The organism is Pseudolysinimonas sp., from assembly GCF_044239695.1.
Classification (GTDB): Bacteria; Actinomycetota; Actinomycetes; order Actinomycetales; family Microbacteriaceae; genus Pseudolysinimonas_A.
Genome location: NZ_JBIIAW010000017.1, coordinates 11304 through 32881, shown reverse-complemented (window position 1 = coordinate 32881; position 21578 = coordinate 11304). Strand labels below are relative to the sequence as shown.

Sequence of the window (21578 nt, the reverse complement as noted above, 5' to 3'; positions counted from 1 at the left end):
CGGGCTTGTGATCTGCGTCGGGGTGCGTAGGCGCGCCTTCGTGATCGGGGGGAATTGAGACTGCTTTGGGCGAATGAGGCGGCGATCGCGAAGTGCGACAAGCGGAGGCTCGACCTCGGTCCAACAGCAGCCTCGACGTCTCGGCCTAGATCGCAGCTCCCGGACTTGTCAGCGCCTCTGTCGCCGCGAAACTAGACTCTCTTCATGACGGAGACTCAGGCGCCGGGGACGGCATCCCTGAGGACCCTGCTGCCGCGCATCTTCTCGCGCGCACAGCCCACCGGGGCCGTCGACCGGCTGCTGAAGACGGTGCGCACGCATCATCCGAAGGCCGACATCGCGCTGATCGAGCGGGCCTACGCGGCGGCCGAGAAGGCGCACTCGGGGCAGAAGCGCAAGAGCGGCGAGCCGTACATCACGCACCCGGTCGCGGTCGCGCAGATCCTCGCCGACCTCGGGATCGGGTCGAAGACCCTCGCCGCGGCCCTGCTGCACGACACGGTCGAAGACACCGACTACACCCTCGACATGGTGCGGGCTGACTTCGGCGACGAGATCGCGATGCTCGTCGACGGCGTCACCAAGCTCGACAAGCTCAAGTACGGCGACAGCGCGCAGGCCGAGACCGTGCGCAAGATGGTCGTCGCGATGTCGAAAGACATCCGCGTTCTCGTCATCAAGCTCGCCGACCGGCTGCACAACGCGCGCACCTGGGGCTTCGTGCCGGAGGAGTCGGCGAAGCGCAAGGCGCAGGAGACGATCGAGATCTACGCGCCGCTCGCGCACCGACTCGGCATCCAGACCATCAAGTGGGAACTGGAAGACCTGTCGTTCGCCGTGCTCCACCCGAAGCTCTACGTCGAGATCGAGAGCCTCGTACGCGACCGCACGCCGCAGCGCGAGGAGTTCGTGCAGCAGGTCATCGACTCGGTCAACGACGACCTCAAGTCGGGAAAGATCAAGGGTCAGGTCGTCGGTCGGCCGAAGCAGTACTACTCGATCTACCAGAAGATGGTGCTGCGCGGTCGCGAGTTCACCGAGATCTACGACCTCGTCGGCATCCGCGTGCTCGTCAACAACATCCGCGACTGCTACGCGGTGCTCGGCGCCATCCACGCCCGGTGGAACCCCATCCCGGGCCGCTTCAAGGACTACATCGCGACGCCGAAGTTCAACCTCTACCAGTCGCTGCACACGACGGTGATCGGGCCGAAGGGACGCCCGATCGAGATCCAGATCCGCACGCACGAGATGCACCAGCGCGCCGAGTTCGGTGTCGCCGCGCACTGGAAGTACAAGGAGCGCATCGCGTCTGGACGCGGTGAGGATGCCGGTCGCACGACCGACACCGAGATGGCCTGGCTCGCGCACATCAGCGACTGGCAGTCGGAGACCGAGGATGCGAGCGAGTTCCTCGACAACCTCCGGTTCGAGATCGGCGCGAAGGAGGTCTACGTCTTCACCCCGCAGGGGAAGGTCATCGGCCTCCCGGCCGGCGCCACCCCGGTCGACTTCGCCTACGCGGTGCACACCGAGGTCGGGCATCGCACGATGGGCTCGAAGGTCAACGGCCGGCTCGTGCCGCTCGAGAGCGAACTCGGAAGCGGCGACGTCGTCGAGGTCTTCACCTCGAAGAACCCCGACGCCGGCCCGAGCCAGGACTGGCTGAACTTCGTCAAGAGCCCGCGCGCCCGCAACAAGATCCGCGGCTGGTTCACGAAGGAGCGCCGCGAAGAGGCGATCGACCAGGGCAAGGACTCGATCGCTCGGGCGATGCGCAAGCAGAACCTGCCGCTGCAGAAGCTGATGAGTTCGGATGTCTTCGCGGAGGTCGCCGCGGCGATGCGGTACGAAGGCGTCGAAGCCCTCTACGCGGCCGTCGGCGAGGGGCACATCTCGACTCAGTCGGTGCTCGAGAAGGTGGTCGCCTCGCTGCAGTCCGAGGCCGAGGTCGACGAGGCCGAGGTCGCCTTCGTTTCCAAGGGCCGGGCCCGCCAACTGCGGCCGAGCGACTCGGGCGTGCTCGTACGCGGGGCTCCCGACATCCTGGTGAAGCTCGCGCGCTGCTGCACGCCGGTGCCGGGCGACCCGATCGTCGGCTTCGTCACGCGGGGGTCGGGCGTCTCGGTGCACCGCGACGACTGCTCCAACGTCGTCGCGCTGCGCGACGACCCCGATCGGATGATCGACGTCGAGTGGGCGCCGACCTCGCTGAGCGTGTTCCTCGTGCAGATCCAGGTCGAGGCTCTCGACCGGGCCGGACTGCTCTCCGACATCACCCGGGTGCTGGCCGAGAACCACGTCAACATCCTCTCGGCCAACGTCTCGACCTCGAGCGATCGCCTCGCGATCAGCCGGTACGTCTTCGAGATGGGCGACACCGTGCACCTGGACCGCCTGCTGAACGCCGTACGGCGCATCGACGCCGTCTACGACGTCTACCGCGTGTCAACCGCCTGAGGACCGCACCGCCCGGCCTCCTGGCCGCTCGAACAGCGCCCGCAGCCGCCGCTCCGCGCGTCTCTTCGCCGGGATGCCGCGTCGGCTCGCGAGCGCCTCGCGGCAGTCGTCGGCGTCGAGCCCCCCGATCTCGGCGAGCCCGGTTGCGGCGGCCGCGTCGAACGGTTCGGTGAATCGGGCGAGGTCGAGGATGGTGCGCAGCGGCGTCGTCACCGAGAAGCCGTCGAGCACGCAGACGTCGTCGCGCTCGTAGACGATCTCGCGGACGGTGATCTGCTCGGCCGGCACCAGGCGGGCTCGCGCATCGGGTGTCACGGCGAACTCGAGGCGGAGCGGCTCGGCGGCGGCGCCCCAGATCCAGGCGGCGGTGCCGAGCTCGGCGATGAGTCGCGGGGAGCGGCCTCCCAGGACCGCGCGTGCCCGATGCGCGGGTGCTTCGATCTCGCCGATCAGACAGAAGGCACCGGCGAGTTCGTAGACCTCGCCGTCGAGCCGCGCGGCTTGGAGCTCGACGGGCGAGAGGTCGGCGTCGCCGAGCACAGGGGAGAGGCGCATGCCGACAGCATCCCGGCCGGCAGGGTCAGCGGAGGGCGGGGGATGCCATCCGGTGGACGGCGAAGGCTGTGGAGAACTCCCGGGTTCTCAGCCGAGCGCGTCGAGCCAGACGCGTCGGGCGGCGAGAGCCTCCTCGGCATCCTTGATCTTGCGCGCGTCGCCGGCGGCCTTCGCGGCCGCGAGTTCCCGTTCGAGCTTCTCGATCGCCCCCGACAGCTGTGCGGCGAGACCCGTGGACCGAGCGACCTTCTCCGGGTCGGTCTTGTTCCAGTGGTCGTCCTCGAGCTTCTTGACGGCGGCTTCGACCTTGCGCATGCGGTCCTCGACGCTGCGGAGCGAGTCGCGGGGGACCTTGCCGATCGCGTCCCACTTGCGCTGGATGCCGAGCAGCGTCTGCTTCGCGGCGTCGCGGTCGGTCGCCGTGAGCAGCTTCTCGGCCTCGACCAGCAGCTCGAGTTTCTGCTCGAGGTTGCCGGCGAACGCCTCGTTCTCCTGCGCGTCGACCTCCGCCTTCGCGGCGTAGAGGGCGTCGCCCGCGGCCTTGAAGCGGGCCCAGAGGGCGTCGTCGACCTTCTTGCCGGCACGCCCCGCGAGCTTCCACTCGTCGAGCAGGCGACGGTAGTCCGGGATGGCGGCGGTGCCCTTGCCGACGAGGGCTTCGGCACGTTCGGCCAGCTCCTGCTTGCGGGTGCGGGCTTCCTTGTGCGTGCTGTCCAGCTCGGCGAAGAACGCCTTGCGGTGGGTCTCGAGCGTGGTGCGGGCGGCACGGAATCGCTTCCAGAGATCGTCGCCGACCGACTTCGGCAGGCGCGGTCCGTCCTTCTGCGCGGTCTGCCAGCGGGTGAAGAGCTCGTCGAGCTTCGCCGAGACCTGCTTCCACTGCGCTTTCGCGGGATCCTGGGCGGCGAGTGCCTCGACCTCGGCGACCAGTGCCTCGCGGTCGGCGATGGCCGCATCCACCGCGGCGCGCGCCTCAGCGGACTGCTTCTCGGTGAGCTCTCCGACGCTGCCGGAGAGCTTGCCGAGACGTTCGGTCAGCGACGCCAGGTCGCCGACGGCGTTCGCGGTCGCGACGGCCTCGCTGAGCGAGGCGATCGTCTTCGCGACGTCGGCCGCCGGGGCCCCGCCGCGCACGCGCTGCTCGACCAGCGACACCTGGCCCTGCAGCTCGACGAACTTGCGCTCGAAGTAGGCGAGCGCCTCCTCCGGCGTCGCATCGGGGTAGGACCCGACGGCGCGTTCGCCGTCGCCGTCCCGGACGTACACCGTGCCGTCGTCGCCGACGCGACCCCACGGTGTCTGTTCGTTCGCCACTGTGCTTCCTCGCAGTATCCCCAGACGCGCTGGGATCCCAGTCGTCCGGGGGCCTCGCCCGGACCCGGAACAGCCTATTGCACGCCCGGGAAGCCTCCGACGGTGAGCGGGCCGGGCGGCGGGGCGTTACTGGATCGTGAAGGAGGTGATGCCGACGGGCGTGAGCGGAGATCCGCTGCCGTCCGAGCCCACCGCGGCCGGGTCGACTCCGCCGGCGACGAGCGCCGCGAGAGTGTCGAGTCCGGACGTCACGCTGCCGACGATCGTGTACCCGCCCGCGGTGTCGGCGCCGAGCTGGGTGTCGGTCAGCACGATGAAGAACTGGTGGCCCTGGCTGTAGCCGTTGTCGCTCTGCCGGGCCATCGCGATCGAGCCGGCGGGGTAGATGTTGTCGGCCGGCGCGTTCTCGACCGGACCGTACGAGAACGCCGGGTCGGATCCGCCGACACCGTCGATCGACCCGCACTGCAGGAACGAGAGGTCGCCCGCGAGCCGGTGGCAGGTCGTGCCGGGGTAGTAGCCGGTCTGGAAGTCCTGCACGAACCCGGCGACGGCCTGGGGGGCGAGGGTGCCGTCGAGCTGGATGCCGACCACGGTGCTGTCGTTGAAGCCGATCTCGCCGGTCCAGACGCGGTCCTCGGAGAGGTCGGGGTCGGGGGCGCCGACGTTCTCGCCGGCGGCGGGAGCCTCGGTCGCGGTGGGCGTCGGCGTGGGGGCGAGCGGTCCCCAGTTGATCGCGGCGAACTGCGCGAACCCGGCGAGACCTGCGACGACGACGACGCTGACGACCGCGATCACGTTGTCGCGCACGCGACGCTTCGTCTGCGTGGCGTTCAGCTGCTGGCGTGCCTCATACCGCTTGAGCCGCGCCGCGGCCTCCCGCTGCTGCTTGTTGACTGATGCCACGCTGTCCTGAGCCTTCCGAGTACTGGCCTTCCGGTGTGCCGCAGAGAACTCTAGCGTGGGCCCCAAGGGTGACAGATGTGCGAACTACGATGACGGGGTGACTCAGCCCGGACTCCGCGCGGGCGCCTCCCCGCTCGCCGTCCGGATGCGCCCCCGCTCACTCGACGAGGTCACCGGGCAGTCGCACCTCCTGAAGCCGGGCTCGCCGCTGGTCAACCTCGCCAACGACACCACGGGGGAGTCGGGGGCCGTGTCGCTGATCCTCTGGGGCCCCCCGGGCACCGGCAAGACGACGCTCGCCCAGGCGATCGCCCACTCGTCGGGCCGGAGGTTCACCGAGCTCTCCGCCGTGAACGCCGGCGTGAAGGACGTGCGCGAGGTGATGGAGAAGGCGCGCTCCGACCGCGACCTCTACGGCGTCTCGACGGTGCTCTTCCTCGACGAGATCCATCGCTTCTCCAAGGCCCAGCAAGACGGTCTGCTCCCGGGCGTCGAGAACGGCTGGGTCATCCTCGTCGCGGCGACGACCGAGAATCCGTCGTTCTCAGTGATCGCGCCTCTGCTGTCGCGGTCGCTCCTGCTCACCCTGCAGCCGCTCGGCGACGACGATCTCGCGCTGCTGGTCGATCGAGCGGTGACCGATCCCCGCGGGCTCGCCGGAACGGTCCGGCTCGAGGATGCCGCCCGCGCCGCGATCGTCCAGCTCGCCTCCGGCGACGCCCGCCGTGCGCTCACGGCACTCGAGGCGGTGGCGACCTCGGCCCTCGCCGATGCCGAGGAGGGAGACATCCCCTCGATCTCGGCCGATCTCGTGTCGGCCACCGTCGACCGCGCGCTGCTGCGCTACGACCGTCAGGGCGACGAGCACTACGACGTGATCTCGGCGTTCATCAAGTCGGTGCGCGGGTCGGACGTCGACGCCTCGCTCCACTACCTGGCCCGGATGATCGAAGCGGGGGAGGACCCGCGCTTCATCGCCCGGCGCGTCATGATCCTCGCCGCGGAGGACATCGGGATGGCGGACCCGCAGGCGCTGCCGATCGCCGTCGCCGCCGCCGAAGGGGTGGCTCTGATCGGGATGCCGGAGGGTCGCATCCTCCTCGCCGAAGCCGTCGTCTACCTGGCGACCGCACCGAAGTCGAACGCCTCGTACAAGGCCCTGGATGCCGCCATCGCCGACGTCCGGGCGGGGCGGATCGGGCGCATCCCGATCCATCTGCGCGACGCGCACTACCCGGGCGCGACGCGGCTGGGCCATGGGAAGGGCTACCAGTACGCCCACGACGCCGAGTTCGGCGTCGCGCCGCAGCAGTACCTGCCCGACGAACTCGTCGGCACGACGTACTACGACCCGACCGGCTTCGGGTATGAGCGGGATGTCACCGCGCGCCTGGAGAAGATCCGCGCGATCCTCAGAGGCGAGTAGCCCTCAGCGCCCGTCGCGCGGCCCGAAGATCGCGATCGCATCGAGATCGCTCGCGGGGCTCCGGACGAAGCTCTCGAGCCACCCCTCCACGCCCGGCAGCGCCGACGCTGCCGCCGTCTCGCGGACGAACTCGTCGACGTCGAACAACGTGCGCCGGAGAGTGACGCCCCCGTCGGAGAGCACCGCCCAGTGCGCGCCCGCGCGACCGTAGGGGAGCCCGACGCTTCCCGGGTTCACGATCAGTCGGCCGTCGACGAGCCGCGTGAAAGGCATATGAGTGTGCCCGAGGACGACGGTCGCGACCTCGGCGGGCACGCCGGCGAGTACCTCCGACCATCGGTCCGCGCGACTGTCGACGAGAACGACCTCCTCGTCGTCACGAGGCGTCGCGTGACAGAACAGGACGGGGCCGAATCCGTCGACCTCGAGCGTGACGGTCTCCGGCATCCGCTCGAGCAGTTGCTGGTGGATCGGAGTGAGCTGCGCGGCGCCCCAGACCGCGACGGGATCGTCGTTCAGACCGACATCGAGCCCCTGAGACATCCTGAGCAGTTCGCGGTCCGCGTTGCCGCGGATGAGCACGACGCGGTCCCCGAGCGACGTCAGCCGATCGAGCACCTCCGTCGGCTGGGGTCCCCAGGTGTGGTCTCCGGTCACCACGATCCGCTCGGCGCCCGAGACCAGCGGTTCCGCCAGCGCGCGATCGAGTGCGCCGAGCATCCCGTGGACGTCGGAGAGGACGGCGACGGTGGAGACCATGTCTGCTAAAGTAGGCGGGTTCGTCTGGATGACGGACACATCCCACTCCCGTTCCACCCTTTCCGGGGCGTTGCGACGTGCGCCTGGTCTTCCGGGGGAGTGCCGATGTACGTCCGTGAGTCGCGACAGCCGCGTCCACGTGTTCGAAGGATTCACATTGGTTACGAAGTCCCAGGACCGCCGCAAGGTGCGTCTCTCCCGTGCGCTCGGCATCCCGCTGACGCCCAAGGCCGCCCGTTACCTCGAGAAGCGTCCCTACGCTCCGGGTGAGCACGGTCGCACCAAGCGCAAGACCGACAGCGACTACGCCGTGCGTCTGCGCGAGAAGCAGCGTCTGCGCGAGCAGTACGGCATCCGCGAGAAGCAGCTGCGCATCGTCTTCAACGAGGCCCGCCGTACCCAGGGCCTGACCGGTGAGAACCTGGTCGAGCTGCTCGAGATGCGTCTCGACGCGCTCGTGCTGCGCGCCGCGTTCGCGCGGACCACGGCGCAGGCCCGCCAGATGGTCGTGCACCGCCACATCCTCGTCGACGGCCAGCTCGTCGACCGCCCGTCGTTCCGGGTCAAGCCGGGTCAGACGATTCACGTCAAGGAGCGCTCGGAGGGCACCGAGCCCTTCCAGGTCGCCGCGGCCGGTGGCCACGTCGACGTGCTGCCGAAGACCCCGGGCTACCTCGAGGTGCAGCTCGACAAGCTCCAGGCCACGCTGCTGCGTCGCCCGAAGCGCGCCGAGGTTCCGGTCACGGCCGAGGTCCAGCTCGTCGTCGAGTACTACGCGGCCCGCTAAGCAACCATCACGACAACGGGGAAGCCACCGGCGTAAGCTGGGGACTTCCCCGTTCGTCGTTTCTGTTGTCGACATCCCCGAAGGAGGATCCTCATGAAGGGTCTGCTGCTTCTCACCGTCGGCGTCGCCGCCGGCTTCGCGATCGCCCACCAGGTCGCCAAGACCCCCGAGGGTCAGAAGTTCTTCGCCGACGTCGACAAGAAGGCCAAGGACTTCGGCGACGCCGTCGTGCAGGGCTACAAGAGCCGCGAGGCCGAGCTCAAGCAGACGGTCGACGGTGTCGTCTCCGACATCGGCGCCCGCGCCCGCTCCGCCGCCAACTAACCCCGCCGACCCCGGTCCGGCGGTCGCCCCGCCGGGCGGTCCGCCGCGCCTCTCGTCTTCACATGCCCGCCCTCCGGGCGGCGATACAGAGCAGGAACCGCCGTGCAGACCGCCGAGATCCAACGCCGCTGGCTCACCTACTTCGGGGAGCGCGGCCACACCGTCGTCCCCTCCGCGTCGCTCGTCAGCGACGACCCGAGCCTGCTGTTCACCGTCGCCGGCATGGTGCCGTTCATCCCGTACCTCACCGGAGTCGTGCCGGCGCCCTACCCGCGGGCGACGAGCGTGCAGAAGTGCATCCGCACGAACGACATCGAGGAGGTCGGCAAGACGCCGCGCCACGGCACGTTCTTCCAGATGAACGGCAACTTCTCGTTCGGCGACTACTTCAAGGAAGGCGCGATCGGCTACGCCTGGGAGCTGCTGACCAGCCCGGAGAGCGCCGGCGGCCTCGGTTTCGACGAGAAGGACCTCTGGGTCACCGTCTACGAGGAGGACGACGAGGCGCGGAAGCTCTGGAAGGGCGTCGCGGGTCTGTCGGACGACCGCATCCAGAACCTCGGCAAGGACTCGAACTACTGGTCGACCGGGCAGCCCGGTCCCGCCGGTCCCTGCTCCGAGATCTTCTTCGACCGCGGCCCCGCCTACGGCGTCGACGGCGGTCCGGCGACGGACGACGACCGGTACGTCGAGATCTGGAACCTCGTCTTCATGCAGTACGCCATCCAGAACGTGCGCAGCAAGGTCGACTTCGACATCGTCGGGGAGCTGCCGAAGAAGAACATCGACACCGGCATGGGGATGGAGCGCGTCGCGTTCATCAAACAGGGCGTCGACAACATGTACGAGATCGACCAGGTGCGGCCCGTTCTCGACCGCGCCGTGGAGCTCTCGGGCAAGAAGTACGGCGCCGACCACGGCGACGACGTGCGGTTCCGGGTCATCGCCGATCACGTGCGGTCGTCGCTCATGCTGATGACCGACGGCGTCACGCCGGGCAACGAGGGCCGCGGCTACATCCTGCGTCGCCTGCTGCGTCGCGCCATCCGTTCGATGCGGCTGCTCGGCGTGGATGCGCCGTCGTTCGCGGAGTTGTTCGACGCGTCGCGCCATGCGATGCGCGACGCCTACCCCGAGGTCGAGGAGAACTGGGATCGCACGTCGCGACTCGCCCTCGGCGAGGAGGAGACCTTCCTCGGAACGCTCGCCAGCGGCACGACGATCCTCGACACCGCCGTCGCCGAGACCAAGAAGGCCGGAGCTGTCACGCTGCCCGGCGACACGACCTTCCTGCTGCACGACACCTTCGGGTTCCCGATCGACCTCACGCTCGAGATCGCGGAGGAGGCCGGCCTCACGGTCGACCGCGACGCGTTCGACAAGCTCATGCTCGAGCAGCGCACGCGCGCGAAGACCGACGCCAAGGCGAAGAAGGGCGCGATCGCCGACCTCGCCGTCTACTCCGCCCTGCGCTCGCAGGGCGAGACGGTGTTCACCGGCTACGACACCCTGCAGACCGAAACCCGGGTGCTCGGCATCCTCATCGACGGCCAGCCCGCGCAGAAGGCGACCGTCGGTCAGACCGCCGAGGTCGTGCTCGCCGAATCGTCGCTCTACGCGGAGTCCGGTGGCCAGGCGGCCGACCAGGGGGCGATCGTCGGCGACGGCTTCGACCTCGAGGTGCTCGACGTGCAGCGGCCGGTCAAGGGGCTCATCAGCCACACCGTGAAGGTGCGCGCCGGCGAGGTGGCGGTGGATGCCGTCGCCACGACGATCGTCGACCCGCTCTACCGGCACGCGGCGTCGCAGGCGCACTCCGCGACTCACCTCGTGCACGCCGCGCTGCGCCAGACCCTCGGCAGCGAGGCGCACCAGTCGGGATCCTTCAACAAGGCCGGCTACCTGCGGCTCGACTTCTCGTGGAACCAGGCGCTCTCGCCCGAGACGCGCAGCGAGATCGAGGAGATCTCGAACAACGCGGTGCGCGACAACCTCGAGGTGAGCACCCGCATCCTCTCTCTCGATGAGGCCAAGGCGGCGGGCGCGATGGCGCTGTTCGGCGAGAAGTACGGCGACACCGTGCGGATGGTCGACATCGGCGACGGCGGCTGGTCGCGGGAACTGTGCGCCGGCATCCACGTCAACCGGTCCGCGGAGGTCGGGCTCGTCAACCTCGTCAGCGAGTCCAGCGTCGGTTCGACGAATCGCCGGGTGGAGGCACTCGTCGGACTCGACGCGTTCCGCGACCTCACCGCGGAGCGCGCGATCGTGTCGCAGCTGACCAGCACGCTCAAAACGCCGCGCGAGCAGCTGCCGGAGCGGATCTCCTCGCTCGTCGAGCAGCTGAAGGCGGCGGAGAAGAAGATCGCGGCGTTCGAAGCCTCCAAGCTCTCCGGCCGGGTGCCGGCTCTGGTCGAGAACGCGACGCGCGTCGGCGGCTACCTCGCCGTGATCGAAGACCTCGGCGAACTGGCGTCGGCCGATGAGCTCCGCTCCCTCGCGACGAGCGTTCGTGAGCGGCTCGGCTCCGAGTCGTCTGTCGTCGCTCTCGCGGCTCGCGTCGGCGGGAAGCCGGCGGTCATCGTCGCGACCACCCCTGCAGCTCGGGAAGCCGGCGCGAAGGCCGGGGCTCTCGCCAAGCAGGCGGCGGCGACCCTCGGCGGTGGCGGCGGCGGCAAGGACGACCTCGCGCAGGGCGGCGGCACCGACCTCGGCGCGATCGGCGCGGCCCTCTCGGGCATCTCGGCCGCGCTGCAGGGCTGAGCGTGCGTCCCGGGGTTCGACTCGGCGTCGACGTGGGGAAGGCGCGCGTCGGAATCGCGGTGTGCGACCGCGACGGGCTCCTGGCGACCCCGGTGGCGACTCTCGCCCGCGTGGACGCCGACGAGCGGGCGTTCCGGCTGCTCGTCGAGGAGTACGGCCCGGCCGAGATCGTGGTCGGGCTCCCGCTGTCGCTGAGCGGCGCCGACACCGCCTCGACCACCGACGCGCGGGAGTTCGCCGCGGCCCTCGCGGGCTGGACCCAGGTCCCCGTGCGCCTCGTCGATGAGCGGCTCTCGACGGTGTCCGCCCAGCGCGCTCTGCACGCCGCGGGGCGACGCACCAAGGGTTCGCGTCCCGTGATCGACCAAGTCGCCGCTGTTATCATCCTCCAGAACGCCCTCGACCACGAGCGCTCGGCGGGCCTGCCGCCCGGAGCGCGGGTCGACCCCGACGGAGGTGCCTGACGTGGCGAACGAACCCAGCTGGGACGAGATCTTCCGTCCCGCGGAAGGTGGATCCGCCCGCCCGCAACAGCCCGCCGCGGAGCCGACCGCGTATCCGGGCGTGCGTGCCTCCGACCCGTTCGCCGTCGCGGCCGCCGAGGCGCAGGCCCAGCAGACGGCCCGCACCAACATCCACGACGCCCCGTCCGCGGTGGCGACGGAGACGCTCACCCGACGCCAGCTCCGCGAGCGCGAGGAGCAGCAGTCGGCCCGCGGCGGACGCGGCACCCGCACGCCCTCGGACGAACTGGCGAAACCGAAGAAGAAGCGTCGCGGTCTCATCGCCGTGCTCGTCATCCTCGCGGTCCTGATCGCCGGCGGCGGCGGCGCGGCGGCCTACGCCTGGCTCACCTACGAGGAGCAGGTGCGCGAACTCTTCGGCTGGGAGGTCGCCAACGACTACCCCGGCACCGGCAACGGCCAGGAGATCATCGTCACGGTGGCGAGCGACGACATCGGCGAGGATGTCGCGCGCAAACTGCACGACGAAGGCGTCACGATGTCGTTCGACGCCGTGTACGACTATCTGCTGCTGCCGGAGAACTCCGACATCACCTTCTTCCCCGGGGCGTTCCGCCTGCAGGGCGAGATGAGCGCGGCCTCGGCGGTCGCGGCCATCACCGACCCGGCGAACCAGGTCGTCAACCGCGTGCCGATCATCGAGGGCTCGAGCTACGCCGCCGCGCTCGTGCAGATCGCCGCCGCGACCGAGATCCCGCTCGAGGAACTGCAGGCGGCCGCCGCCGACTACACCTCGTTCGGCATTCCCGCGGAGTCGCCCGGCATCGAAGGCTGGATGTTCCCGGCCACCTACACGTTCGATCCCGGCGTGACGGCGCAGGATGCCATCCAGATGACCGTCGACAAGATGTTCGAGGTGCTCGACGCCAACGGCGTGGCGGTCGAAGACCGCCTGGACATCCTCAAGATGGCGGCGCTCGTGCAGCGCGAATCCGGCCCGAACCCCGACGACCCGCCCAAGATCGCGCGGGTGTTCTACAACCGCCTCGACATCGGGATGAAGCTCGAGTCCGACGCGACGGTCGCCTACGGCACCGGAAACCTCGACACCGTCTGGACGACGGAGGCCGAGCGGCAGAACCCCGACAACCTGTACAGCACCTACTTCCACGAGGGGCTGCCGTACGGGCCGATCGGCCTGCCCGGCGAGGCGGCGATCCAGGCCGCGATCTCGCCCGCGGACGGCCCGTGGCTGTTCTTCGTCCCGATCAACCTCCAGACCGGCGAGACCGTCTTCTCCGAGACCGCGAACCAACACGAGGCCGCTGCACAGCAGTTGTACGCCTGGTGCCGCGCGAGCGACGAGAACGCGTCGTACTGCGAGTGAGCCCCGCAGGGGGCGTCCGACACCTCGCGGTGCTCGGGTCGCCGATCGAGCACTCGCGCTCGCCCGAGCTGCACCGCGCCGCCTACCGCGTGCTCGGGCTGCCCTGGGAGTACGAGCGGGTCGAGACGCCCTCGGGCACGCTTCCCGCGTTCTTCGGGGGACTCGACGAGTCCTGGCGCGGCCTCTCGCTGACGATGCCCCTCAAGCACGAGGTGCTGCCGTTGCTCGCCCACCGGTCCGACCTCGTCGACATCTCGGGTGCCGCGAACACGGTGCTGTTCGACGAGGACGGGCCGCACGGCTTCAACACCGACGTCGCGGGTCTGGTGGGAGCGCTCGGCGACCACGGCGTGACGGATGTCGACACCGTCCACATCATCGGCACCGGCAACACGGCCGGGTCGGCGTTCCTCGCGGCGGCGCGGCTGGGCGCCTCGCGCGTGCTCGTCTCCGGGCGGAGCCTCTCCGGCATCCACGCGCTGGAGGAGCTCGGCGATCGACTCGGGGTCCACACCGAGTGGCGACTCTACGGGTCGCACGTGCCGGTGCGCGCCGATCTGGTCATCAACACACTGCCCGGCGACATCGATCCGGACGACGTCCCGGAGGCCGACCTCGGCGACGTGCTGATGGAGGTGCCGTACGACCCGTGGCCGACGCCGCGGGCCGCCCGGTGGACCGAGCGTGACGGCCTTGTGGTCAGCGGCCTCGAGATGCTCTTGCACCAGGCGATCGAGCAGGTGCGCATCTTCGCCACGGGCGTCGAAGGCGGCGAGCTCGACGACGAGGACGAGGTGGTCGCCGCGATGCGCGAAGCGGTGCGCCTGAACCTGGAAGACTGAGACCATGTTGCGCTGGCTGACCGCGGGGGAGTCTCACGGCCCCGAGCTCGTGGCGATCCTCGAGGGGATGCCCGCGGGCGTGCCGGTCTCGAAGACCGCCATCCAGACCGATCTGCAGCGCCGCAAGCTCGGGTACGGGCGCGGCGCCCGGATGAAGTTCGAGGAGGACGTGCTCGACATCTCGGGCGGCATCCGATTCGGCCTCACGATGGGCTCGCCGATCGCACTGCGGGTCGGCAACACGGAGTGGCCCCGTTGGGTCGACGTGATGAGCGCCGAACCCGTCGACGTCGAGTCGCTGCCGAAGGGCCGCGGTGCCCCGCTCACCCGTCCCCGGCCCGGCCACGCCGACCTCGTCGGGATGCAGAAGTACGACTTCCCCGAGTCGCGCAACGTGCTCGAGCGCGCGAGCGCCCGCGAGACCGCAGCCCGGGTCGCGCTCGGCGCTGTCGCGCGCGCGTTCCTCGGCGAGCTCGGCATCCGCCTCGTCGCCCACACGCTCTCGATCGGCGAGGTGCGCGTGCCCGACGGCGCCGCCCTGCCGACTGCGGACGACGTCGCCGCACTCGACGCCGACCCGCTGCGGTGCTTCGACGCTGCGACCTCGGCGGCGATGGTCGCGCGGGTCGACGCGGCCCACGACTCCGGCGACACCCTCGGCGGCGTCGTCGAGGTGCTCGCCTTCGGCCTGCCGCCGGGACTCGGCTCCTACGTGCACTGGGACCGCCGGCTCGACGCGCAACTCGCGGCGGCGCTCATGAGCATCCAGGCGATCAAGGGCGTCGAAGTCGGCGACGGCTTCACGACGACGACGCGTCCGGGTTCGGCCGCGCACGACGAACTCGTCATCGGCGCCGACGGCATCACCCGGCTGTCGGACCGGGCGGGCGGCGTCGAAGGCGGGATGTCGACGGGCACCGTGCTCCGCGTGCGGGCCGGGATGAAGCCGATCGCGACCGTCCCGCACGCCCTCCGCACCGTCGACGTCTCGACCGGCGTCGCCGCCGAGGCGCACCATCAGCGCTCCGACGTCTGCGCCGTGCCCGCGGCCGGGGTCGTCGCCGAGGCGATGGTCGCTCTCGTGCTCGCGAACGCCGTGCTCGAGAAGTTCGGCGGCGACTCGATCGAGGAGACCCGACGCAACCTGCAGGGCTACCTCGCGGCGATCCCCGAGGCGCTGCGCACGGCGCCCGCGTCCGCCCCCGAGTGAGCGTGATCGTTTTCATCGGGCCGAGCGGGGCCGGCAAGTCCCGTCTGGGCAAGCGAGTCGCACGCATCCTCGGGGTGCCGTTCGCCGACACCGACAAGCTCATCGCCGCCGAGTACGGACCGATCGCCGACATCTTCCGCGAGCACGGCGAGCCCCGGTTCCGGGAGATCGAGCGGACCGTCGTCAGCCGCGGTCTCCAGGGCGAGGGCGTGCTGTCGCTCGGGGGAGGTGCGATCCTCGATCCCGGCACGCAAGCCGATCTCGCCGGGCACCGCGTCGTGTTCCTGACCATCTCGCCCGAGGCTGTCGCACCGCGGATCGCGGGCGACGCCGACCGGCCGCTCGTCGCGAACGGCGTGCAGGACTGGGTCGCGCTCAATGCCCCGCGCTGGGCGATCTACGAACGACTGGCGGATGCGACGTTCGATACGTCGCATCGCCCCAACGACCAACTGGCGGACGAGGTGGCGGCATGGCTGACGACGACGTGACGACGATCCCGGTCGGGGGTACCCCCGGGTACGACGTGCTCGTCGGGCGCGGGCTGCTCTCCCGGATCGCCGACGTGCTCTCGCCGAAGACCGCGAAAGTGCTGATCGTGCACGCTCCGACCCTCGGCGCGCGCGCCGAGGCGCTCCGCGAGCAGCTCTCGGGCCGCTACGAGGTCTACCTCGCCGAGGTGCCGGATGCCGAGAACGCCAAGCGTGTCGAAGTCGCCGCCTTCTGCTGGGGCGTCATGGGCCAGACCGACTTCACCCGCACCGACGCCGTCATCGGGCTCGGCGGGGGAGCGACGACCGACCTCGCGGGCTTCGTCGCCGCGACCTGGCTGCGCGGCGTCGACGTCGTGCAGGTGCCGACGACGGTGCTCGCGATGGTGGATGCCGCGGTCGGCGGCAAGACCGGGATCAACACCGCCGAGGGCAAGAACCTCGTCGGCGCCTTCCACGCTCCGCGCGCCGTGCTGTGCGACCTGGAACTGCTCGACGCGCTGCCGAAGAACGAGATCCTCGCCGGTTTCGCGGAGATCGTGAAGTCGGGTTTCATCGCCGAGCCCGAGATCCTCGACATCATCGAAGCCGACGTGGATGCCGTCACCGATCCGCGCACACCGGCCTTCCGCCGGGTCGTCGAGCTCTCGATCGCGGTGAAGGCGCGGGTCGTCGGCGAGGACTTCACCGAGCAGGGGCTGCGCGAGATCCTCAACTACGGGCACACGCTCGGCCACGCGATCGAGCACGCCGAGCGGTACCAGTGGCGGCACGGCGCGGCCGTCGCGATCGGGATGATGTTCGCGGCCGAGCTGTCGCGGCTCACCCGCAACCTCTCGGACGACGCCGTGGAACGCACCCGCCGCATCCTCACCTCGCTGTCGCTGCCGACGACGTACTCGCTCGGCCGGTGGAAGACGCTGCTCGCGACGATGCAGCGCGACAAGAAGGCCCGGGCCGGGATGCTGCGCTTCATCGTGCTCGACGGCATCGGTCGCCCCACGACACTCGAAGGCCCCGACGAGTCGCTGCTCTTCCTCGCCTACCAGAACGTCGCCGAAGGCTGAGTCAGAGTTCCGATGGCTGAGCAGCCGCCTCCGGCGGCGTGTCGAAGCCCGCACGTCGCGCGGTGCTCAGGCTCAGATTCGGGAGGTCGTCGTAGCGCTGGGCGATGAGGGCCTCCTTCTTGCGCCGAGACCAGCCGTGGATCTGCCGTTCGCGCACCCAAGCATCGTCGACGCGGTCGCACTCCTCTGCGAACACGAGCACGATCGGCAGCCGGTCGGCCGTGTAGCCGGGGACGAGGCCGAGGGAGTGCTGATGGATGCGGTGCTCGAGGTTCCTCGTGCTCCCCGTGTAGTAGCTGCCGTCTGAGCAACGAAGGATGTACGCGTGCGGCATCAGGGCAGTATCGGGCCCAGATCCGTCGAGCGCGTCGGCTCGTCCACAGGGCTTCGACACGCGTCCTTCGGACGCTGCTCAGCCATCGGTTTCCTCGCCCTAGGCTGAACCCATGTCTCGCGTGCTGGTGCTCAACGGACCGAACCTCGGACGGCTCGGCAGCCGCGAACCGGATGTGTACGGCGCCCAGGACCTGTCGGCGCTGCGTGCGCTCCTCGCCGAGCGGGCGGTCGAGGGGACCGAGATCGATCTGCGGCAGACCGACGACGAGGCCGAGCTCATCCATTGGCTCTACGAAGCCGTCGACACGAGCACGCCGGTGATTCTCAATCCCGCGGCGTTCACGCACTACAGTTACGCGCTCTCCGACGCCGCGAAGCTGGTGACCAAGGCAGGCATCCCGCTCATCGAGGTGCACATCTCCAACCCCCACGCCCGCGAGGAGTTCCGGCACACGAGTGTGATCTCGTCGGTCGCGACCGGGACGATCGCCGGATTCGGGTTCGACTCGTACGTGCTTGCGCTCGTCGCGCTCGGGCAGGGCTAAGCTCGTCCCTCGTGGCTACGACCAACGACATCAAGAACGGCAGCGTGCTCGCGATCGACGGGCAGCTGTGGAACGTCATCGAGTTCCAGCACGTGAAGCCCGGCAAGGGCGGGGCCTTCGTGCGCACGAAGGTGAAGAACATCATGTCGGGCAAGGTCGTCGACCGCACCTTCAACGCCGGCACGAAGATCGACTTCGCCACGGTGGACCGCCGGGACTTCCAGTACCTGTACAAGGAGGGCGAGAACTTCGTCTTCATGGACACGAGCGACTACGACCAGATCACCGTTCCCGGACCGATCGTCGGCGACGCCGCCAACTTCATGCTCGAGAACCAGACGGTGACGATCGCCACGAACGAGGGCGAGCCGCTCTACGTCGAGCTGCCGACCTCGGTCGTGCTCGAGGTCACCTACACCGAGCCGGGTCTGCAGGGCGACCGCTCGAGCGCGGGCACGAAGCCGGCAACGCTCGAGACGGGCTACGAGATCCAGGTGCCGCTGTTCCTCGAGCAGGGCACCCGCGTCAAGGTCGACACCCGCGACGGGTCGTACCTCGGCCGCATCAACGACTAGGGCCGTTGACCACCTCGTGAGTTCCCGTACCAAGGCGCGCAAGCGCGCGCTCGACATCCTCTACGGCGCCGACGTGCGCGGCATCGAGATCTCGACGCTGCTCGGCGAAGAGGCGGAACGCGCCGAGACCCGCCCCGAGCGCGGTTCGTCGTGGCCGTACGCCCGGGAGATCGTCGAGGGGGTCGACAAGAACCTCGCCGACCTCGACGAGGAAATCGAGTCGCACTCGCTCGGTTGGAGCCTCGCCCGGATGCCGGCCCTCGATCGGGCGATCGCGCGGCTGGCGGCGTGGGAGATCCTGCACAACGACGAGGTGCCCGACGGGGTCGCGATCGCCGAAGCCGTCGACTTCGCGAAGACCCTCAGCACCGAGGAGTCGTCGGGCTACTTGAACGGCCTGCTCGGCGCGATCGCGCGGGACCGCCTCCCTTCCTGAGCGGCTCTCGTGCGTCACTCCGTGACGCTTGATTGCGTTTCGTGACACGTCGTTTTGTGCGGCGGCGCGGGCTTCCGTAACTTCTGTCGGGTGCCCGCATCCTCCGTCGTCTCCGCCCCCGCCCTGCGGGTGAGTCTGCGCGGCGTCGGCCGCACCTTCCCGGCTCCGGGGGGCGGCGAGAAGCCGGTGCTGCGCGGGATCGACCTCGACATCCGTCCCGGCGAGATCATCGCGCTGCTCGGCCCGTCCGGGTGTGGCAAGTCGACGTTGCTGCGACTGATCGGCGGGCTCGACGCGGCGGATGCCGGCGAGCTCTCCCTCGACGGGACGCCGGTCGCTGATGTCGACCAGCGTTCGGCGATCGCCTTCCAGGAGCCTCGTCTGCTGCCGTGGCGCTCGATCGAGCGCAACGTCGCTCTGGGCCTGCCCCGGGGCACCGCCGCCGACGTGGGGCGTTCCCGAGTCGGCGAACTGCTGCGGCTCGTCCAGCTCGAGCAGGCGGCGACGCTCCGGCCCCGTCAGGTGTCGGGCGGGATGGCGCAGCGCGCCTCGCTCGCCCGGGCTCTCGCCCGCGGTCCCGGCGTGCTGCTGCTCGATGAGCCGTTCGGCGCGCTCGACGCGCTCACCCGCCTCACGATGCAGGACCTCCTGCTCGACATCCACTCGACCGAGCCGGCGACCATCGTGCTCGTCACCCACGACGTCGACGAGGCGCTCACCCTCGCCGACCGCATCGTCCTGCTCGGCGAGGACCCGGCGGCGCCGGGAGCCGGCTCCGGCATCCGATCGATCCTCGAGGTCGGCCAGCCGCGCCCGCGCGACCGGGCGGATGCCGCGCTCGCCCTCCTGCGCGCCGACCTGCTCGAACGCCTCGGCGTCGACAGCCACCACACCCCGAACTACGTCACCGCCGCGCTGCGCAAGCAGCGGCAGCAGGTCGGCGATCGCCCCACGGGCGCCACCGACGAGCCCACGCGGCCCCACGCTTTCTAGATCCGTCCACTTTCCCCAGCAAAGGAATCGCACCATGAAGAAGAGTCCCCTCGTCGCACTCGCGGCGATCGCGACCGCCGCGACGCTCGCCCTCACCGGGTGCGTCGCCGGCGAAGACGCTCCGGCCGAGCCGGCCGGTCCCGCCCTCGGCGAAGGCGGGTGGAGCGCCTCGGAGCTCAACATCGACTTCGCGACCTACAACCCGCTCAGCCTGATCATCAAGGACCAGGGCTGGCTCGAGGAGGCCACCGGCGGCGACGTCACGATCAACTGGATCCAGTCGGCCGGGTCGAACAAGGCGAACGAGTTCCTGCGCGCCGGGTCGCTCGACGTTGGCTCGACGGCGGGATCGGCGGCACTTCTCGCACGATCGAACGGTTCGCCCATCAAGGTCATCGACATCTACAGCCAGCCGAACTGGGCCGCGATCGCGGTTCCCGCCGGATCGGACATCACCGAGGTCGACGACCTCGTCGGCAAGCGCATCGCCGTCACCAAGGGCACCGACCCCTACTTCTTCCTGCTGCAGACGCTGGACGAGGCCGGGATCGGGCTCGACGAGGTCACGATCGAGAACCTGCAGCACGCCGACGGCAAGGCGGCCCTCGAGTCCGGTGCCGTCGACGCCTGGTCGGGCCTGGACCCGCTGCTCTCGACGAGTGTCGAGACCGCCGGGACCGAGATCATCTACGACAACATCGACTTCAACAGCTACGGCTTCCTGAACGCGACCGAGTCGTTCCTGCAGACGTCGCCCGACCTCGCGCAGCTCGTCGTCAACGCCTACGAGGCCGCTCGCGCCTGGGCGATCGAGAACCCGGAGGAGACCGCGGCGATCCTCGCCGAGGTCGCCGCGATCGACCCGGCCATCGCGAGCGCCGTCATCCTCGACCGCACCAACCTCGAGGTGAGCGGCGTCCCCGGCGACGCTCAGGTCGCGGTGCTCGAGATCATCGGGCCGATCTTCGTCGCGAACGGCGACGTGCCGACGCAGGACCAGATCGACGACGCCCTCGCGTCGCTGCTCGAGCCGACCTATGCAGAGGATGCGGACCCTGCCTTCTTCGACTGACGAGTTCCTGACCGGAGCGGCGGTTCCCGACACCGGGTCCGCCGCTCCGGCGCGCCGTGCGGACCGTGCGCCGCGCTGGTGGACGATCGTCGGCGGGGCGCTCATCCCCGTCGCGATCTTCGCCGCCTGGTGGGGCGTCTCGGCGAGCGGTGCCGTTCCCGTCTACCGCCTGCCCTCGCCCGAGATGGTGGGCGCGGCCGCGGTCGACCTCGCGCAGCGCGGGCAGCTCTTCCGCGACGTCGCCATCTCGACCCAGCGGGTGCTCACGGGCTTCGTGATCGGTGCGGGAGTCGGTCTCGTGCTCGGCGCCCTCGTCGGGCTGTCCCGCAACGCCAGCATCCTGTTCTCGCCGATCATCGGCGCGCTGCGCGCCGTGCCGTCCCTGGCCTGGGTGCCGTTGCTGCTGCTCTACCTGGGCATCGGCGAGGTGCCGAAGGTCACCCTGATCGCGATCGGCGCCGCCTTCCCGGTGTTCACGACGATCTCGATCGCCCTGCGCCACGTCGATCCCCAGCTCGTCGAGATGGGGCGGGCGTTCGGGCTCGGGCGTCTGCAACTGCTGGGCACGGTGCAACTGCCGGCCGTCATCCCGGCGCTCGTCAGCGGTCTGCGGCTCGCGCTCGCGCAGTCCTGGCTGTTCCTGGTCGCCGCCGAACTGCTGTCGTCGTCGATGGGTCTCGGATTCCTGCTGCTCGACTCGGGCCAGAACGGACGCGTCGATCGGATCTTCCTCGCGATCATCCTGCTCGCCGTGCTCGGCAAGACCACCGACGCGCTCATCGGAGTGTTCGAACGCTGGCTGAACCGCCGCTGGGGCTGAGCCTGTCACGCGCGCTGTCCTGTAGGATCGGCTCGAAAAGGACCAC

The 21578-nt window shown here is 69.9% G+C and carries 22 protein-coding genes; 17 read left to right on the top strand and 5 right to left on the bottom strand.

The window, feature by feature from the left end; genetic code table 11:
- Positions 1-204: 204 nt before the first annotated feature.
- Complete coding sequence (locus ACILQS_RS04485) at positions 205-2460, top strand: RelA/SpoT family protein (RefSeq protein WP_395638907.1); 2256 nt, start codon at positions 205-207, stop codon at positions 2458-2460.
- Here the strand turns inward: ACILQS_RS04485 and ACILQS_RS04480 are convergent.
- From ACILQS_RS04480 to ACILQS_RS04470, 3 genes are all read right to left on the bottom strand, one after another.
- Positions 2449-3015, bottom strand: a complete 567-nt coding sequence (locus tag ACILQS_RS04480; RefSeq protein ID WP_395638906.1) for a hypothetical protein — start codon at positions 3013-3015, stop codon at positions 2449-2451. The two genes, ACILQS_RS04485 and ACILQS_RS04480, sit on opposite strands and share 12 nt — an antisense overlap.
- A gap of 87 nt (positions 3016-3102) precedes the next feature.
- Positions 3103-4329, bottom strand: coding sequence for a DUF349 domain-containing protein (locus tag ACILQS_RS04475; RefSeq protein WP_395638905.1), 1227 nt, complete (start codon positions 4327-4329; stop codon positions 3103-3105).
- A gap of 126 nt (positions 4330-4455) precedes the next feature.
- Complete coding sequence (locus ACILQS_RS04470; RefSeq protein WP_395638904.1) at positions 4456-5235, bottom strand: peptidylprolyl isomerase; 780 nt, start codon at positions 5233-5235, stop codon at positions 4456-4458.
- A 145-nt stretch (positions 5236-5380) separates the two neighbouring features.
- Here ACILQS_RS04470 and ACILQS_RS04465 point away from each other — a divergent pair, with 145 nt between their 5' ends.
- Complete coding sequence (locus ACILQS_RS04465) at positions 5381-6661, top strand: replication-associated recombination protein A (RefSeq protein WP_395638915.1); 1281 nt, start codon at positions 5381-5383, stop codon at positions 6659-6661.
- Between the two features lie 3 nt (positions 6662-6664).
- Here the strand turns inward: ACILQS_RS04465 and ACILQS_RS04460 are convergent, their stop codons facing one another.
- Positions 6665-7420 (bottom strand): metallophosphoesterase family protein, encoded by a 756-nt coding sequence (locus ACILQS_RS04460; RefSeq protein WP_395638903.1) that lies wholly within the window; start codon positions 7418-7420, stop codon positions 6665-6667.
- Between the two features lie 157 nt (positions 7421-7577).
- Between ACILQS_RS04460 and rpsD the strand changes: the two genes are divergently transcribed.
- The 9 genes from rpsD (at position 7578) to aroB (ending at position 16755) form a co-directional block, all read left to right on the top strand.
- Complete coding sequence (rpsD, locus tag ACILQS_RS04455; RefSeq protein ID WP_395638902.1) at positions 7578-8207, top strand: 30S ribosomal protein S4; 630 nt, start codon at positions 7578-7580, stop codon at positions 8205-8207.
- 93 nt (positions 8208-8300) lie between these two features.
- Complete coding sequence (locus tag ACILQS_RS04450) at positions 8301-8531, top strand: hypothetical protein (protein ID WP_395638901.1); 231 nt, start codon at positions 8301-8303, stop codon at positions 8529-8531.
- 102 nt (positions 8532-8633) lie between these two features.
- Complete coding sequence (gene alaS / locus ACILQS_RS04445) at positions 8634-11294, top strand: alanine--tRNA ligase (protein WP_395638900.1); 2661 nt, start codon at positions 8634-8636, stop codon at positions 11292-11294.
- 2 nt (positions 11295-11296) lie between these two features.
- Positions 11297-11758, top strand: a complete 462-nt coding sequence (gene ruvX / locus ACILQS_RS04440; protein WP_395638899.1) for a Holliday junction resolvase RuvX — start codon at positions 11297-11299, stop codon at positions 11756-11758.
- A 1-nt stretch (position 11759) separates the two neighbouring features.
- Positions 11760-13145 carry an endolytic transglycosylase MltG gene (gene mltG, locus ACILQS_RS04435; RefSeq protein WP_395638898.1) on the top strand — a complete coding sequence of 462 codons (1386 nt, stop codon included), beginning with the start codon at positions 11760-11762 and terminating at the stop codon, positions 13143-13145.
- On the top strand, positions 13142-13987 hold the full coding sequence (locus ACILQS_RS04430; RefSeq protein WP_395638897.1) for a shikimate dehydrogenase family protein: 846 nt from the start codon (positions 13142-13144) through the stop codon (positions 13985-13987). Before mltG ends, ACILQS_RS04430 begins: the two co-directional genes overlap by 4 nt.
- A 4-nt stretch (positions 13988-13991) precedes the next feature.
- Positions 13992-15197 carry a chorismate synthase gene (gene aroC, locus ACILQS_RS04425; protein WP_395638896.1) on the top strand — a complete coding sequence of 402 codons (1206 nt, stop codon included), beginning with the start codon at positions 13992-13994 and terminating at the stop codon, positions 15195-15197.
- Complete coding sequence (locus ACILQS_RS04420) at positions 15194-15688, top strand: shikimate kinase (RefSeq protein WP_395638895.1); 495 nt, start codon at positions 15194-15196, stop codon at positions 15686-15688. The genes aroC and ACILQS_RS04420 overlap by 4 nt, the downstream gene beginning before the upstream one ends.
- Positions 15670-16755 (top strand): 3-dehydroquinate synthase, encoded by a 1086-nt coding sequence (gene aroB, locus ACILQS_RS04415; RefSeq protein WP_395638894.1) that lies wholly within the window; start codon positions 15670-15672, stop codon positions 16753-16755. Before ACILQS_RS04420 ends, aroB begins: the two co-directional genes overlap by 19 nt.
- 1 nt (position 16756) lies before the next feature.
- On the opposite strand, the gene ACILQS_RS04410 is transcribed toward aroB, so the two are convergent.
- Complete coding sequence (locus tag ACILQS_RS04410; protein WP_395638893.1) at positions 16757-17089, bottom strand: GIY-YIG nuclease family protein; 333 nt, start codon at positions 17087-17089, stop codon at positions 16757-16759.
- Positions 17090-17201: 112 nt separating this feature from the next.
- On the opposite strand from ACILQS_RS04410, the gene ACILQS_RS04405 reads away from it, so the two are divergent.
- The 6 genes from ACILQS_RS04405 (at position 17202) to ACILQS_RS04380 (ending at position 21532) form a co-directional block, all read left to right on the top strand.
- Entirely contained in the window at positions 17202-17636 is a 435-nt protein-coding gene (locus ACILQS_RS04405) for a type II 3-dehydroquinate dehydratase (RefSeq protein ID WP_395638892.1), read from the top strand.
- 11 nt (positions 17637-17647) lie between these two features.
- Positions 17648-18211 (top strand): elongation factor P, encoded by a 564-nt coding sequence (gene efp, locus ACILQS_RS04400; protein WP_395638891.1) that lies wholly within the window; start codon positions 17648-17650, stop codon positions 18209-18211.
- 16 nt (positions 18212-18227) lie between these two features.
- Entirely contained in the window at positions 18228-18647 is a 420-nt protein-coding gene (gene nusB, locus ACILQS_RS04395; RefSeq protein WP_395638890.1) for a transcription antitermination factor NusB, read from the top strand.
- A gap of 90 nt (positions 18648-18737) precedes the next feature.
- The gene (locus ACILQS_RS04390) at positions 18738-19640 is read left to right on the top strand and encodes an ABC transporter ATP-binding protein (protein WP_395638889.1); all 903 of its coding nucleotides are present in this window, start codon (positions 18738-18740) and stop codon (positions 19638-19640) included.
- Positions 19641-19674: 34 nt separating this feature from the next.
- On the top strand, positions 19675-20712 hold the full coding sequence (locus ACILQS_RS04385) for an aliphatic sulfonate ABC transporter substrate-binding protein (RefSeq protein WP_395638888.1): 1038 nt from the start codon (positions 19675-19677) through the stop codon (positions 20710-20712).
- The gene (locus ACILQS_RS04380) at positions 20687-21532 is read left to right on the top strand and encodes an ABC transporter permease (RefSeq protein ID WP_395638887.1); all 846 of its coding nucleotides are present in this window, start codon (positions 20687-20689) and stop codon (positions 21530-21532) included. Before ACILQS_RS04385 ends, ACILQS_RS04380 begins: the two co-directional genes overlap by 26 nt.
- The last annotated feature ends 46 nt before the right edge of the window (positions 21533-21578 follow it).